At 34.9% G+C, this 14616-nt stretch carries 15 protein-coding genes; 7 read left to right on the top strand and 8 right to left on the bottom strand.

What is annotated here, in order from left to right; genetic code table 11:
• Positions 1–115: 115 nt before the first annotated feature.
• Together ABJF52_RS11375 and ABJF52_RS11380 are read left to right on the top strand one after the other, a co-directional pair.
• The gene (locus ABJF52_RS11375) at positions 116–1171 is read left to right on the top strand and encodes a bestrophin family ion channel (protein ID WP_348150119.1); all 1056 of its coding nucleotides are present in this window, start codon (positions 116–118) and stop codon (positions 1169–1171) included.
• A gap of 3 nt (positions 1172–1174) precedes the next feature.
• Complete coding sequence (locus ABJF52_RS11380) at positions 1175–1525, top strand: ribose-5-phosphate isomerase (protein WP_348150121.1); 351 nt, start codon at positions 1175–1177, stop codon at positions 1523–1525.
• Between the two features lie 49 nt (positions 1526–1574).
• Here the strand turns inward: ABJF52_RS11380 and carB are convergent, their stop codons facing one another.
• Positions 1575–4427, bottom strand: coding sequence for a carbamoyl-phosphate synthase large subunit (gene carB, locus ABJF52_RS11385; protein ID WP_348150123.1), 2853 nt, complete (start codon positions 4425–4427; stop codon positions 1575–1577).
• Positions 4428–4543: 116 nt separating this feature from the next.
• The gene (gene rpmH / locus ABJF52_RS11390) at positions 4544–4702 is read right to left on the bottom strand and encodes a 50S ribosomal protein L34 (RefSeq protein WP_153755057.1); all 159 of its coding nucleotides are present in this window, start codon (positions 4700–4702) and stop codon (positions 4544–4546) included.
• A 171-nt stretch (positions 4703–4873) separates the two neighbouring features.
• Here rpmH and ABJF52_RS11395 point away from each other — a divergent pair, with 171 nt between their 5' ends.
• Positions 4874–5758: a DUF6263 family protein gene (locus tag ABJF52_RS11395; protein ID WP_348150125.1), complete on the top strand. Its 885-nt coding sequence runs from the start codon at positions 4874–4876 to the stop codon at positions 5756–5758.
• 1 nt (position 5759) lies between these two features.
• Positions 5760–6275, top strand: a complete 516-nt coding sequence (locus tag ABJF52_RS11400; RefSeq protein ID WP_348150127.1) for a DUF2892 domain-containing protein — start codon at positions 5760–5762, stop codon at positions 6273–6275.
• Here the strand turns inward: ABJF52_RS11400 and cls are convergent.
• From cls to ABJF52_RS11415, 3 genes are read right to left on the bottom strand one after another with little or no spacing between them, the layout of a single operon-like run.
• The gene (gene cls / locus ABJF52_RS11405) at positions 6272–7732 is read right to left on the bottom strand and encodes a cardiolipin synthase (protein ID WP_348150129.1); all 1461 of its coding nucleotides are present in this window, start codon (positions 7730–7732) and stop codon (positions 6272–6274) included. The genes ABJF52_RS11400 and cls overlap by 4 nt on opposite strands.
• Positions 7732–8685 carry a lytic transglycosylase domain-containing protein gene (locus ABJF52_RS11410; RefSeq protein ID WP_348150131.1) on the bottom strand — a complete coding sequence of 318 codons (954 nt, stop codon included), beginning with the start codon at positions 8683–8685 and terminating at the stop codon, positions 7732–7734. The genes cls and ABJF52_RS11410 overlap by 1 nt, the downstream gene beginning before the upstream one ends.
• A gap of 44 nt (positions 8686–8729) precedes the next feature.
• Positions 8730–9398, bottom strand: a complete 669-nt coding sequence (locus tag ABJF52_RS11415) for an alpha/beta fold hydrolase (protein WP_348150132.1) — start codon at positions 9396–9398, stop codon at positions 8730–8732.
• Positions 9399–9556: 158 nt separating this feature from the next.
• On the opposite strand from ABJF52_RS11415, the gene ABJF52_RS11420 reads away from it, so the two are divergent.
• Positions 9557–9850, top strand: coding sequence for a GNAT family N-acetyltransferase (locus ABJF52_RS11420; protein WP_348150134.1), 294 nt, complete (start codon positions 9557–9559; stop codon positions 9848–9850).
• Between the two features lie 98 nt (positions 9851–9948).
• Here the strand turns inward: ABJF52_RS11420 and mtaB are convergent, their stop codons facing one another.
• The 3 genes from mtaB to ABJF52_RS11435 all read right to left on the bottom strand — a co-directional run bounded on the left by mtaB (position 9949) and on the right by ABJF52_RS11435 (position 12864).
• Complete coding sequence (gene mtaB, locus ABJF52_RS11425; protein WP_348150136.1) at positions 9949–11277, bottom strand: tRNA (N(6)-L-threonylcarbamoyladenosine(37)-C(2))-methylthiotransferase MtaB; 1329 nt, start codon at positions 11275–11277, stop codon at positions 9949–9951.
• A 24-nt stretch (positions 11278–11301) separates the two neighbouring features.
• Positions 11302–12477, bottom strand: coding sequence for a GlmU family protein (locus tag ABJF52_RS11430; RefSeq protein ID WP_348150138.1), 1176 nt, complete (start codon positions 12475–12477; stop codon positions 11302–11304).
• Between the two features lie 84 nt (positions 12478–12561).
• Positions 12562–12864 carry a type B 50S ribosomal protein L31 gene (locus ABJF52_RS11435; protein ID WP_348150140.1) on the bottom strand — a complete coding sequence of 101 codons (303 nt, stop codon included), beginning with the start codon at positions 12862–12864 and terminating at the stop codon, positions 12562–12564.
• 193 nt (positions 12865–13057) lie between these two features.
• Here ABJF52_RS11435 and ABJF52_RS11440 point away from each other — a divergent pair, with 193 nt between their 5' ends.
• Both ABJF52_RS11440 and ABJF52_RS11445 read left to right on the top strand, forming a co-directional pair.
• Complete coding sequence (locus ABJF52_RS11440) at positions 13058–13579, top strand: DUF4199 domain-containing protein (RefSeq protein ID WP_348150142.1); 522 nt, start codon at positions 13058–13060, stop codon at positions 13577–13579.
• Between the two features lie 36 nt (positions 13580–13615).
• A complete protein-coding gene (locus tag ABJF52_RS11445) occupies positions 13616–14581 on the top strand; it encodes a glycosyltransferase family 2 protein (RefSeq protein ID WP_348150144.1) in 966 nt (321 codons plus the stop codon).
• Positions 14582–14616: the final 35 nt, after the last annotated feature.

A 14616-nucleotide genomic window follows, 5' to 3' on the forward strand; every position in this document is an offset into this window, starting at 1 on the left:
AAAAGAAGATGTAGGGCATCATCCACATAGTTTAGAAAATCCTAAACCAATTGTCGATTTTATTATAGAACATACTAAAGAGCATTAGAACAAATATCAACACTAAATAATAATTATGTATACTAAAAAAATATTTACGGTACCACAATTAGCCAAGTGGACAAGATATGAAACGATTGCATTTTTTATAATTATTATAGCTTGGGTTTCGGGATATTATTTTTTTAATCTAACATGGATGAAAATTCCTTGGACACCGCTAGCCCTAATAGGTACTGCCGTAGCTTTCGTAATAGGATTTCAAAATAATTCAGCTTATGGAAGAATTTGGGAGGCGCGAAAAATTTGGGGAGGTATTGTAAATACTTCAAGAACATTGGGAATGTTTTTGCAAGATATGATTAGCAATGAGTACGCCAAAAATCCAGTTAGTGATGAACAATTAAAAAGTGAAATTAAAAAATTAACCTATCGCCATATTGCATGGATAACAGCCTTAAGACATACCATGCGTTTACCTAAACCTTGGGAAACTACTGCCAAGCATAAAACCAATCAAGAATTTAGTTTGCGACCACCTGAATTCGATTCAAGTATTGGGGATGATATAAAATCGCACATATCGAAAACAGATTTTGACTACGTTATGGCAAAAGGAAATAAGTCCACTGCCTTATTATATCTTCAATCTCATCACCTAAAAAAGCTAAAAGAAGAAGGTGTTTTATGGGAATTTTCATTTTTAGAGTTAGAAGCAATTCTTCAAGAACTATTTACGCTGCAAGGACAAAGTGAACGGATTAAAAATTTTCCTTATCCAAGACAATTCGCAACATTGAATCACTTTTTTATGTGGATTTTTGTTTTGCTTTTACCCTTAGCACTTGTTCCGCAATTTGCAGAAATTGGTGTTGAATTAGAAGATACCTATCCATTAATTGGCAATTTATTTGTTTGGTTGACAATTCCTTTTTACGTTATAGTGGCATGGGTATTTCATACCATGGAAAGAATAGGAAGAACTGGTGAAAATCCTTTTGAAGGCACTGCCAACGATGTTCCCATTTCAACCATAGCGAGAGGCATTGAAATTGATATGCTTCAAAATTTAGGAGAATCAGATGATAAAATTCCGATTCAATTTCCAGAACAGTATAATACGCAATTCTAATACATGCCAAAAACAGAATATCGTGTTTATGTAGTAGAACTTTCAAAAAGAGTATATACCGATAACAGAAAGTTCAGGGAAGCGAACCCACAATTTAATGGTGTACTGGAATGTTTATATGTAGGCATGACAAGTAAGTCACCCAAGGAACGTTTTGAACAACATAAAAAAGGCAGTTTAAGTAAAAAAGGACACAATTTATCTTCTAGTATTGTGCGCAAATACGGTGCTTATTTAAGACCAAGTCTATACAATCATATAGACCCTATGCCAACTCGTGCCCAGGCACTTAAAATGGAAAAAATACTTGCCTTAGAATTAAGAAGAAAAAAATACGCTGTTTGGTTTAACTAAAAAAACCATCCTAAAACTAGGATGGTTTTGACTCTTAAAGTAGTATCAATTACTTACTCAAATACATCTTCCGTCTTGCATATAGGTTATAAAAAGCGTCATCCTTTAAACTATCAATAAATAAGATACTCTCACCAGTACTCTTCATTTCTGGTCCTAGATTCTTATTCACATTCGGAAATTTATTAAATGAGAATACAGGTTGTTTAATTGCATAACCTTCTAATTGTGGATCAAATTTAAAGTCTTTCACCTTTTTCTCACCCAACATTACCTTGGTAGCATAATTTACATACGGTTCTTTATAAGCTTTTGCTATAAAAGGAACTGTACGAGATGCACGTGGGTTTGCTTCAATTATATAAACAGTATCGTCTTTAATTGCAAACTGAATATTTATTAAACCAACTGTATTTAATGCTAGTGCAATTTTTTTAGTATGATCTTTAATTTGTTGCATTACAAACTCACCCAAGTTAAAAGGTGGCAAAGTTGCATTAGAATCACCAGAATGCACACCACAAGGTTCAATATGTTCCATTATTCCAATAATGTAGACATCTTCTCCATCACAGATTGCATCGGCCTCGGCTTCAATAGCACCATCTAAATAATGGTCTAACAATAATTTATTATTCGGAATCTTGCGAAGCAAGTCAACAACATGCTCCTCCAATTCTTCTTTATTAATAACAATTTTCATTCCCTGACCACCTAATACATAAGAAGGTCTCACTAATAATGGGAAATCTAATTCATCGGCTAACACTAAGGCTTCATCGGCAGATTCTGCAACACCAAATCTTGGAAAAGGAATATCGTTTTCTACTAATAATTCAGAAAAACTACCACGATCCTCCGCTAAATCTAATGCTTCAAAGCTGGTACCTAATATTTTAATTCCGTATTTAGATAATTTTTCAGCTAGTTTTAAGGCAGTTTGCCCACCTAACTGTACAATTACCCCTTCCGGTTTTTCGTGTTTTATTATATCATAAATGTGTTCCCAAAATACAGGTTCGAAATAAAGTTTATCTGCGGTATCAAAATCAGTTGAAACTGTTTCTGGGTTACAGTTAATCATTATAGTTTCATAACCACACTCTGCCGCCGCAAGTACCCCATGAACACAGCAATAGTCAAATTCTATTCCCTGTCCAATTCGGTTTGGTCCAGAACCCAATACGACAACCTTCTTTCGGTCTGTAACCTTACTATCATTTTCTACATAACGTTCACCATCTGGTGTTTCAATTTCAGCTTCAAAAGTAGAATAGTAATACGGAGTCATCGCTTTAAACTCAGCAGCACAAGTGTCCACCAATTTAAAGACTCGATTAATGTTCATTTCTACTCTTTTCTCATGTACCTCGCTTTCATAGCAATCTAACATATGAGCTATTTGGCGATCCGCAAACCCTTTTTGCTTAGCTTCAAGCATTAACTCTCTGGATAAGGTATCCACGGTATAGGTAGAAATTTCCTTTTCTAAATAATGTAATTCTTCATATTGCCTTAAGAACCACATATCAATTTTTGTAATATCATGAATGCGACTTAACGGAATACCCATTTGTATTGCATCATAGATAACAAACACACGATCCCAACTAGGTATCGTTAGTTTACTTATAATTTCATCGTAATTTCTATAGCCCTTTCCATCTGCACCTAAGCCATTTCTTTTAATTTCTAAAGATTGTGTAGCTTTATGTAAGGCCTCTTGAAACGAACGCCCAATACCCATAACTTCACCAACGGCTTTCATCTGAAGTCCTAAAGTTCTATCCGAACCTTCAAACTTATCAAAGTTCCAACGTGGAATTTTTACAATCACATAATCTAAAGTAGGCTCAAATAAGGCCGAAGTAGATTTAGTAATCTGATTATCCAACTCATCAAGTGAATAGCCTATAGCCAGCTTCGTCGCTATTTTTGCAATAGGATATCCTGTTGCTTTGGATGCTAATGCTGATGAACGCGATACCCTTGGGTTAATTTCAATAGCAATAATATCTTCTTTATCATCCGGACTAACAGCAAACTGCACATTGCAACCTCCTTCAAAATCGCCAATACTTCGCATCATATGAATGGACATATCACGCATTTTCTGGAAAGTTCTGTCAGATAAGGTCATTGCCGGAGCAACAGTAATTGAATCTCCAGTATGTATCCCCATTGGATCCATATTTTCAATGGTACAGATAATAACTACATTATCATTTTTATCACGTAAGAGCTCTAATTCATATTCTTTCCATCCCATCATGGCTTTATCAATCATCACCTCATGAATAGGAGAGATTTCCAAACCACGACTTAAAAGTTCATCAAAATCTTCTTGCTTATAAACGATAGCAGCACCTGCACCACCCAAAGTATAAGATGCTCTAATTACTAATGGGAAACCAAATTCTTGAGCAATTTCCTTTCCTTTTAGAAACGATGTAGCAGTAGCTTGGGGTGCCATTGGCACACCTATTTTAAGCATTAACTCACGAAATTTCTCTCGATCTTCTGTAATATTAATGGCAGCAATATCAACACCGATAAGTTTAACATCAAAATCTTCCCAAATTCCTTTTTCATCCGCTTCAATACATAAATTTAAAGCTGTTTGACCACCCATTGTAGGCAATACTGCATCAATTTCTGGATGTTCTTTTAAAATTTCAATTATAGATTTTGTGGTAAGTGGTTTCAAATAAACATGATCCGCCATAGATGGATCGGTCATAATGGTAGCCGGGTTACTGTTAATCAATACAGTTTTTATTCCGTCTTCACGCAAAGATCGTAAAGATTGCGAACCTGAATAGTCAAATTCACATGCTTGACCAATAACAATAGGTCCTGAACCAATAATTAAAATAGTGTTTAAATCTTCTCTTTTAGGCATTCTGATACTTCTTTATTTAGGATACTAGTTGATTAACAAGTTTTCTGAAATTTGAGCAAAAAAAAAGTGCTACTTCTAAAAAAGTAACACTTCAATATTATAAAAAAATACAATCATTATTTTTTATGTCGTAATTCAGATGATACGGTAAGTTTCTTTCTTCCCTTAGCTCTTCTTCTGGCTAAAACTTTTCTACCATTAACTGATGCCATACGCTCTCTAAAGCCGTGCTTATTTTTACGTTTTCTTTTTGATGGCTGATATGTTCTTTTCATTTTTTGCTACTTTTATTAAGAATCCTACCTTGGTAAAATCCGGGTGCAAATATACAAAGACTTTTTTCTTCTCCAAGCCTATATAAAAAAATATTTTTTAAATATTGAATAGTTCCCCCGAGTCGCTTTTTATTACTTTTGCAAGAATCTATTTTTGGCAGTAAAATTATAATGAAAAAGCTACTATTTATATTGTGTTGTTTTTTGGCATCTACTGCAACATTTGCACAAACAACCCTAGAATATAATCTTAAACAAGGCCAAATGTTTATGATTAAACAAGAGGCTGAGCAAATGATTACACAGGAGCTAGACGGTGCCAGCCATGTTTTAACTAATTTAATCGATGGTTTATTACAATTTAAGGTCGTTGAAATAAATGAAAATGGTTATGCCATTGAATTATCCTTCGAAGACCTTAATATGACAATGAACTCAAGTATACAGGGAGAAATAATGAATGTTCGTGCTAAAGAGGTATCTGAAGACGATATGCAATCAAAAATGTTCAACAGTCTTCTCGGAAACCCTGTAAACATTATACTTTCCAAAAACGGAAAAATAATTGAGGTTTCTGGGGGTGATAAATTAGTAGACAATATGGTGGCCAATGCAGGCATTGAAGATGAATTCACCTTAAATATGATGAAAAAGTCATTAGAAAAGGAATTTGGTTCAGAAGCACTTTCCAATAGCTATGAGCAAATGACGTATATCTATTCCAATGATGCCGTTACTATCGGAGATTCATGGCAAAATGAATTCGCAGGTAAACTAAATGCAAAAAACACTTGGACATTAAATGAACTAACCAATGCTAATGCAAGTATTTCAGGGCTTGCAGATGTAATTATGAAAATTGAAGAACCTGCCTTAACCATGAACCTAACTGGAAGTCAGAGTAGTACTGTAATAACGGACATTACTACAGGGTTTATTATTAAAATGACGGTAGAAGGTGAATCAAAAGGAAGTTCAACCATGGTACAAATGGCTGACCAGAAAATACCAACAACTATTAAATCAACAATCACTTACGAATTAATTAAAGAATAATATGTTCAACAAAAACTTAAAGCTGGTTATTGCAGCCTTAATAATAGCATACGCAGTCTATCAATTTATAGAAGGAAATATTGGCAATGGCATTGCTTTGATACTCCTATCTGGAATTTTTATTTTTCTATATTTTAGAAATGAAATTATTTTGTTGGCCTTTTTACGCATGCGAAAGCAAGATTTAGAAGGAACAGAGAAATGGCTAACTAAAATTAAGAATCCAGAAGCCGCGCTAATAACCAAACAGCAAGGTTATTTCAATTATTTACATGGTATTATTTACTCGCAAAAAAACTTAACTACCGCAGAGAAGTATTTTAGAAAAGCACTAAAATTGGGACTTACCATGGATTATGACATAGCTATGGCCAAATTAAGTTTAGCAGGAATAGCGATGCAGAAAAGAAGAAAACGTGAGGCCACTACCCTACTTCAAGAAGCGAAAAGGCTTGACAAAAACAATATGCTTACAGAACAAATTAAAATGATGCAACAGCAAATGAAGAAAATCTAAAGTAGCGGAGCTAATAACCTGCTGAAAGATTCTTTTAGTTTTCGTAGCAATCCTCTATTTTCCCAACGTTCTAAATCAACTTCATCACAGTCGTTTAAATCGTTTAGAAATATAGCGGACATCTTTTTATTTATAGCTTCATCGTAGATAAGTGCATTCACCTCAAAGTTGAGAGTAAAACTTCTATAATCGAGATTTGCTGTTCCTACAATCGACATGGATTCATCCATAATCATCGTTTTAGCATGCACAAACCCTTTTGTATATCTAAAAATACGAATTCCTGACTCTAAACAATGTGCTATATAAGAATCTGAAGCGTATTGGGCAGCCCAAGAATCAGAGTCATAAGGTAAAATAACACGAACATCTATTCCACTACGCGCTGCAGTAGTTAAAGCCGTCATTATGGAATCGTTAGGCATAAAGTAAGGTGTAGTAATATAAACCCGCTCTGCAGCGGTATTTATAGCACAAAACATGGCTTCCATAATATTCGCCCAATCGGTATCCGGGCCACTAGCTGCAATTTGAATTGCTATACTATTTACATTTTCTGAATTACTAGCTGGGAATAATTTATCATCAATTAACAGTTCTGATTTGGACACAAAATTCCAGCTCAATAAAAAAGTAGCTTGAAGCGACCCTACTGCTCCCCCACTAATTCTTAGGTGCGTATCTCTCCAAAACCGCTCATTATCATAGGTGTTATCATATTTTTTGTCAATATTAATACCGCCTACATAACCAATTTCACCATCGATAACCACTATTTTTCGATGATCACGATAATTTAATTTACTGGTAGTATTGGAGAATAAAACAGGCATAAAGGCAAAATGCTGTATACCACTTTCGGTCATTTTCCTTTTGACTTTTGAAGTGATAGAACTCCCAACATCATCATATACTACCCGTACATTAACGCCCTCCTGTGCTTTTGCACAAAGTATATCAATAAGCTCTGAGCCAAGTATGTCGCTAAATATTACAAAATATTCAATGTGAATATGATTTCGTGCGGCCCTTAAATCTTCTCGTAACCGTTTAAACTTTTCCTCCCCATTAATTAGAATTTCAGCTTTATTGTCAAAAGTTAAAATTGCCTTCTCATTATTTTTTAAAAGCCGATAGATTTTAAAGATACCTTCACCGTATTTTTCTTCAAAATCTTCTTGTTCCTCTTGATCTAAATGAAATTGCTTACGCCATTCTTTAATTTTGGCATTGTCTAAAAGATACTTTTTCTCAAATATTTTTGATTTCCGATAGTCTTGGCCAAATAAGTAATAAACTAGAAGACCTAAGCCTGGTAATACCAGCAGTGTAAAAAGAAAAGAAAAGGTTTTAATGGGATTCTTATTCTTAAGAATCAAAAGGACAGCAAAAAATAAAACAAATAAATAGTACGTTAATAATAGAAACGGCCAATATTCATTTAGAAATCCCCACATTACTTTGATTCACGATAATACCCTTTGTTTGGAATTTGAATAGTATATTTTTTACCTGATTTATTGTTCAAGTGCGGTTCACGCAACCATGGATTGTGACGTTTAAGCACTTTATAGTTGATTTCATACTGTTGTGCGAAATCAGTAATACTAAATATTGGAGCGTCAATTTCAACTTCAAAAGTTGGAACATTCACATATAAATCTTCTTTCTGAATATCAAAGCCATATTTTTCAGGGTTCGAAAGAATCTCTTTTATGGCCATTATTCTAAAAACATATCTTCCTGTTTCCTGACCCAAAAGTAAATCGTAATAATCATTTACCTGTTGAGCTCCTAAATATTTATTTATAGCTCCAGGGCCCGCATTGTAAGCAGCAGCAGTAAGAGTCCAATTTCCATACTTCTTTTTCCATCGGTTTAAATACTTACAAGCTACCTCCGTAGATTTCACCAAATTGTAGCGTTCATCTACATTGGAATTTACTTCCAATCCGTATTCACGTCCAGTACCTTTCATAATTTGCCAGAATCCTGTTGCTCCAGCATGAGAAACTACATTGGTTAAACCACTTTCAGCTACAGCCAAATATTTAAAATCATCTGGAATACCATTTTTAGCCAAAATCGGCTCTATAATTGGAAAATACTTATGCGCTCTTTTTATTAAAAGTACGGCATTTGATTGCCAATAGGTATTTACCAAGAACTCGCGGTCTATGCGTTCCAAAATCTCTGGATCATCCTGCGGTACTTTTTCTCCTGCAAAGTTTAAATCTTCAGGTATTTCAATAGATGTAATTCTATATTCTTTAGCCACGCTTTTATCGCTATCATTAGCTAAATCGGTAGATTGTACAGCTACAATCGTTTTATCTTGTATGGCGAATATTAGGGTGCTCACCACTAAAACAAGACCTAATCCCATTAATATATTCTTCAATAGCTTCATTTTGGTAAATTTTGGAGTTACTCAAAGGTAATATTACAACTCACTTATTGCAAAATAATTGTTGCTAAGTGTTCATTAAACCATTTTGCCCTATGAATAATCATAGTGTGCGTCCCATTTTTAACAGGAATACAATTTTTAATTCTTTCGAATGGAAATACCGGATCTTTATCGCCATGTATATGCACAAGATTCTTTAGAGGCATTTCCTGTCGCCAGTTTACCATTTTGTCTATTGCCCAATTTAAATAGGTTTCATCCCTAACATCGAGGTATTTCTCGTACAACTCTAATCGCTTGGTAACAGTTTCCCCAAAAGCATACTTCGCAATTAACTCCACATTACTAACTAAACTGGTAGGTAATAATTTGTGCGCATGTGTAAAACTGGCAAATCGCATTTTGTTGGGCAGCTCTTCACTCGATTTAACACTCGAAATAATTACAACTTTTTTTACTGCTTTTAACTTAGCCATTTCCTGAACTAAAATACCACCAAAAGAAACCCCAACTAATACCACATTTTCATGTAAAACATGCCGATTCATTTCTGCCGCATATTCCGCTAAGCTCATATTTGGACTGGGCACAAACCATTTTAACAAATGCGTTTCAAAATGCGCCTCCGGTAATTTCAGATACTCAAAAATAGAAGTACTAGCTGCGAGGCCAGGTACGAAATAAATATGAGTTATGTTGCCTCTATCCGTCATCAAATGAACTTTTTTATAGGAAAATAGCTTATTTTTTTATACTTTTGACTTTCGGCCATATTTCAACTCTTATTTTAAGAAGTTTGACCGATTTATTGGAATTACGCCTATAGAACAGCGTAATTTTTTTTCTAAGAGACCAATTAAAATCAAACTATATGAATGAAATGGAAATTAATGACAACAGTTTCTTGCGCCAATTTGAAACCAAAAATGATGGCCATCTAGCAAAGATCGAATATTCTTCTCAAGAAAGAAAAGTATTTTTGACGAAATTAGTCATCCCTGAGGGAATTACCGCAGAAGGTTTCAAAGAGAATTTCATTAAGGCCGTATTACACCACATACAAGATCAAAACTTGAGAGTGGTACCAACAAGTCCACAAATTGCAGGATTTGTTAGAAAACACAGACAGTACAAAGAAATGTTACCTGTAGGTATAAGAATCTAACCTTTGTATGACAACATTAAAAAAACTCGTTTAGCTTCCTAAACGAGTTTTTTTATATGCTTTATTTAAGTGCTTCTTTGCTATTTAATTATGTTTCCTCAGATTTCAACAGAAACATCCACAAACTTAAATCGTACGCTACCGTCAATATCTATTTCCTTTAATTCTATTTGATGTAGTGTATTTACTAAAGCAGGGTTCCAAGGTGCTTTAACTTTTACATAATTCTCAGTAAAACCATAAATATAGCCTTCTTTATTTTCGCCTTCAAAGAGTACAGTTCTCCTAGTTCCCAACTGACTTTCATAAAAAGCACGTCTTTTTTTTACCGATAAGCCCCGCAACATCTTACTCCGCTTACTTCGTACATTTTTAGGCACTACATCTACCATATCGGCTGCAAGCGTATTATCTCGCTCAGAATAGGTAAACACATGCAAATAAGAAATATCAAGTTCATTAAGAAAATGATAGGTTTCTAAAAAGTGTTCTTCAGTCTCCCCCGGAAATCCAACAATAACATCTACTCCAATACAAGCATCTGGCATCGTTTGCTTAATACGATTAACACGGTCGGTATACAAAGCACTCATATAACGCCTTTTCATAAGTTTTAGAATAGCATCGCTACCACTTTGTAAAGGAATATGAAAATGAGGCACAAAAGAATTGCTTTGGGCAACAAAATCGATGGTTTCATTTTTTAAAAGATTGGGCTCAATGGAAGAAATTCGCAATCTATGTATACCCACCACCCTGTCTAATGCCTGTACAAGCTCTAAAAAAGTATGTTCGTGTTTTTTATTACCAAACTCACCTTTGCCGTAATCCCCAATATTTACTCCGGTAAGCACAATTTCTTTAATTCCTTTGGCAGAAATTTCTGCAGCATTTTTTAAAACATTCTCTAGGGTATCACTTCGCGAAATCCCTCGAGCCAATGGTATGGTACAATACGTACATTTATAATCACAACCATCTTGTACCTTTAAAAAAGCCCGTGTACGATCCCCTATAGCATAACTGCCAACATAAAAATCAGCTTCCTCAATTTCACAAGAATGCACTTGACCTTCTTCATTTTTAGAAAGGTCATTCACATAATCGGCAATCTTAAATTTTTCACTAGCACCGAGTACTAAATCCACACCGTCAACAGCAGCCAATTCTTCTGGTTTTAATTGAGCATAACAACCAATAGCAGCAACAAAAGCCTCAGGATTGACCTTTTGCGCTTGTTTTACAATGGTTTTAAAACGCTTATCTGCATTTTCGGTGACAGAACAGGTATTAATTACATACATGTCTGCTTTATCACTAAAATCAACACGTTCGTAACCATCATCTTGGAAACCTCTAGCAATGGTAGAAGTTTCGGAGAAGTTAAGTTTACAACCTAATGTGTAAAATGCGATTTTCTTTTTCACAAATTCTATTATTGATTACTAATTTTAATACTTCCGCCACTTTTTCGTGAGTTCAAAGACATGTTCTAAAATTCGAGCTTCTTGATTATCAAACTTCACACCCCTACGCGCCATCATTACTTCCGCTGCTTCAAAAGCTTTTTTGGGCATATAGGTAGAAAATCCTGATGCCCCACCCCAACTAAAACTTGGAATAAAATTCCGAGGAAATCCAGGTACATAAATATTTACATTCACACCAACTACCGTACCTGTATTCAGCATGGTATTAATAGCTGTTTTACTGTGGTCGCCCATCATAAGTCCACAAAACTGCAATCCTGTTTGTTCAAATTTTTCTGTGGCATAGTTCCAAATTCGAACTTTAGCGTAGTTATTTTTCAAATTAGAATTATTACTATCCGCACCAATATTACACCATTCGCCAAGTACGGCATTGCCCAAATATCCTTCGTGACCTTTACTAGAATAGCCAAAAACAACAGCGTTACTAACTTCCCCAGCTACTTTAGAATACGGACCAACCGTAGTTGCTCCATACATTTTACCTCCCATTTTAACGGTAGCATTATTGCACAAAGCAAAAGCACCACGGATAAGTGCACCTTCCCAAACTTGAGCGTTTTCTCCAATATAAATTGGACCATCGGTAGCATTTAAAATGCAAAACTCTACACTAGCACCTTCTTCTAAAAAGATATTATCCGGATTGATTAGTCTATTGGTATCCGAAATAGGTTGACTTTTACGATCTGCCGTAATGAGGTCGAAATCTGCTTGTAAAGCTTCCCCATTTTTTGAGAAAATATCCCATGTATGCTCAATTCTAAGAACATCCCCTTCAAATTCTAACTGCTCATAAGTAGTGAAATCTACCTCATCTTGGGTATCAGTAGTAAAAAAAGCAACCACCTCTTCCCCATAAAAAATAGCCTGGTTTTCCTGTAAGTCCTCTATCTTCTCTACCAGTACCTTGTTGGGCAAAAAAGAAGAATTAATCAGCACATTCTCTGACATTTCCACCATCGGGTACTTTTCAGAGAGGTATTCTTCAGTAATTGTAGTGGTGGTATTCCCAAGATATTTTTCCCATTTCTCACGAATAGTTAATATTCCGATACGAATATCGGCAACAGGTCTGGTATAGGTGAAGGGGAGTAAATTGTCTCGAACGGTACCATCGAAGAGAATGTAGTTCATGGTTAGCAATTTTCAACAAAAATATACAAAAAACGCCCCCGAATAATCGGAGGCGTCGCTATAATTTGAAAAAATAAAATTAATTTATTCTTTATCAGCATCAGTTTTAGGTGCTTCTTTGGCAGCTGCAGCTGGTGCTTTCTTAAATTTGTTGTATTTGTTTTTGAATTTATCAATTCTACCAGCTGTATCCACCAATTTGGCTTTACCAGTGTAAAATGGATGTGAAGTTCTTGAAATTTCCAATTTCACTAATGGGTATTCAACGCCATCAACTTCTAATGTTTCTTTAGTTTCTGCAGTAGATTTAGTTAAAAAAACATCTTCGTTAGACATGTCTTTAAATGCTACTACTCTATAACTTTCTGGGTGTATATCTTTTTTCATTCTTTTAAAATTTTACGCACCCATTCCGACAGGCACTCATTTTAAGGCTGCAAATTTACTTATTTTTTGCGATATCACAATTATTTTATCCAAAAAAACTAATCAGCTAATAGCTTTAAAAATAATGTATCTTTAAATGTAACATTCTAACCAAACCTGTTACTAACCAAACAAACCTAAAAACTATATTAAAATGAACGTCAATCAACCAAATATCGGAAAATTTTCTTGGACCTATGGCCTGTTATTAGGGGCTGCAAGTGTAATCTTTAATGTTCTATTATACTCCATGGAAATGCATTATGACCAAGGCTGGGCAGTGCGCATTGTAGGTGTAGTTTTAATGATTGCAGCAGTGGTATTGGCAGTTTCACAATTTAAAAAAGCCAATCTTGGGTATCTTAAGATCGTTGATGCCGTAAAACTTGGTGCTGGAATTGGTGTTGTTTCTGCTATTCTAAGCTTAATCTGGTATGCCTTATTAACAAATGTTATTGAACCAGATTTTATGGACAAAGCTATGGAAATAGCAAAAGTACAAGCAATGGCTCAAAATCCACAGATGACTGATGAACAATGGCAGCAAGGTGTAGAAATTCAAAAGAGTTTCGCATGGTTGACATACCCTTTAGGTATTGTTGTTAATGTTATTTTCGGACTAATTATTGGTGCAATTGTAGGTGCAATTATGAAAAAAACCGACCCAAATAATTAATATTCGTACTTTTGAAATGCTTTTCAAAGGTATCAAATGAATTTATCGATAGTAATTCCCTTACTAAACGAAGAGGAATCTCTCAAAGAATTACATGATTGGATCGTTCGCGTAATGCAGACCAATCATTTTTCATATGAAATTTTATTTATAGATGATGGTAGCACCGATAGTTCTTGGAACATAATAAAAGAGCTGTCTGAGCAGGATTCAAATGTAAAGGGCATACGTTTTTTACGAAATTTTGGCAAATCGCAGGCATTACACGCTGGTTTTGCAGCTGCAAAAGGTGAGGTTATTATCACTATGGATGCTGATCTGCAAGATAACCCGGAAGAAATTCCAGAATTATATGCCATGATAAAAAACGAAGGTTTCGACTTGGTATCGGGCTGGAAGAAAAAACGTTACGATTCGCTTATCGCTAAAAACCTGCCTTCAAAATTGTTCAATTGGGCCGCAGGTAAGACATCAGGCGTAAAATTACACGATTTTAATTGTGGATTAAAAGCGTACAATAAAGCGGTTGTTAAAAATATTGAGGTGTCGGGCGAAATGCACCGCTACATTCCTGTTTTGGCAAAAAATGCTGGCTATTCTAATATTGGAGAAAAAGTTGTGCAGCATCAGGCCAGAAAATATGGTAATACAAAATTTGGTATGAGTAGATTTATAAACGGCTTTCTAGATTTAATTACAATTTGGTTTGTTTCAAAATTTGGTAAGCGTCCTATGCACCTTTTCGGAGCATTTGGCGTTCTAATGTTTGTAATTGGTTTTGGCTTTGCAGCTTATTTAGGAATAGATAAGGTATTTATCAATAAAACAGGTCGATTAATAACAGACAGACCGCAGTTTTACATCGCATTAACTGCAATGTTAATGGGGTCGCAACTATTTCTTGCAGGCTTTATTGGGGAGATAATTATACGTTCTCGAAAAAACGAGTCGCGCTACAATATTTCTGAAAAGTTAGACCAAAGCACCCAAAAAGAAGAGTAATCTTCGTATTTTTAAAATAGAAATTAGCAATTAAC

Origin of the sequence: Aurantibacter sp. (genome assembly GCF_039941195.1) — a bacterium.
Lineage (GTDB): Bacteria > Bacteroidota > Bacteroidia > Flavobacteriales > Flavobacteriaceae > Aurantibacter_A.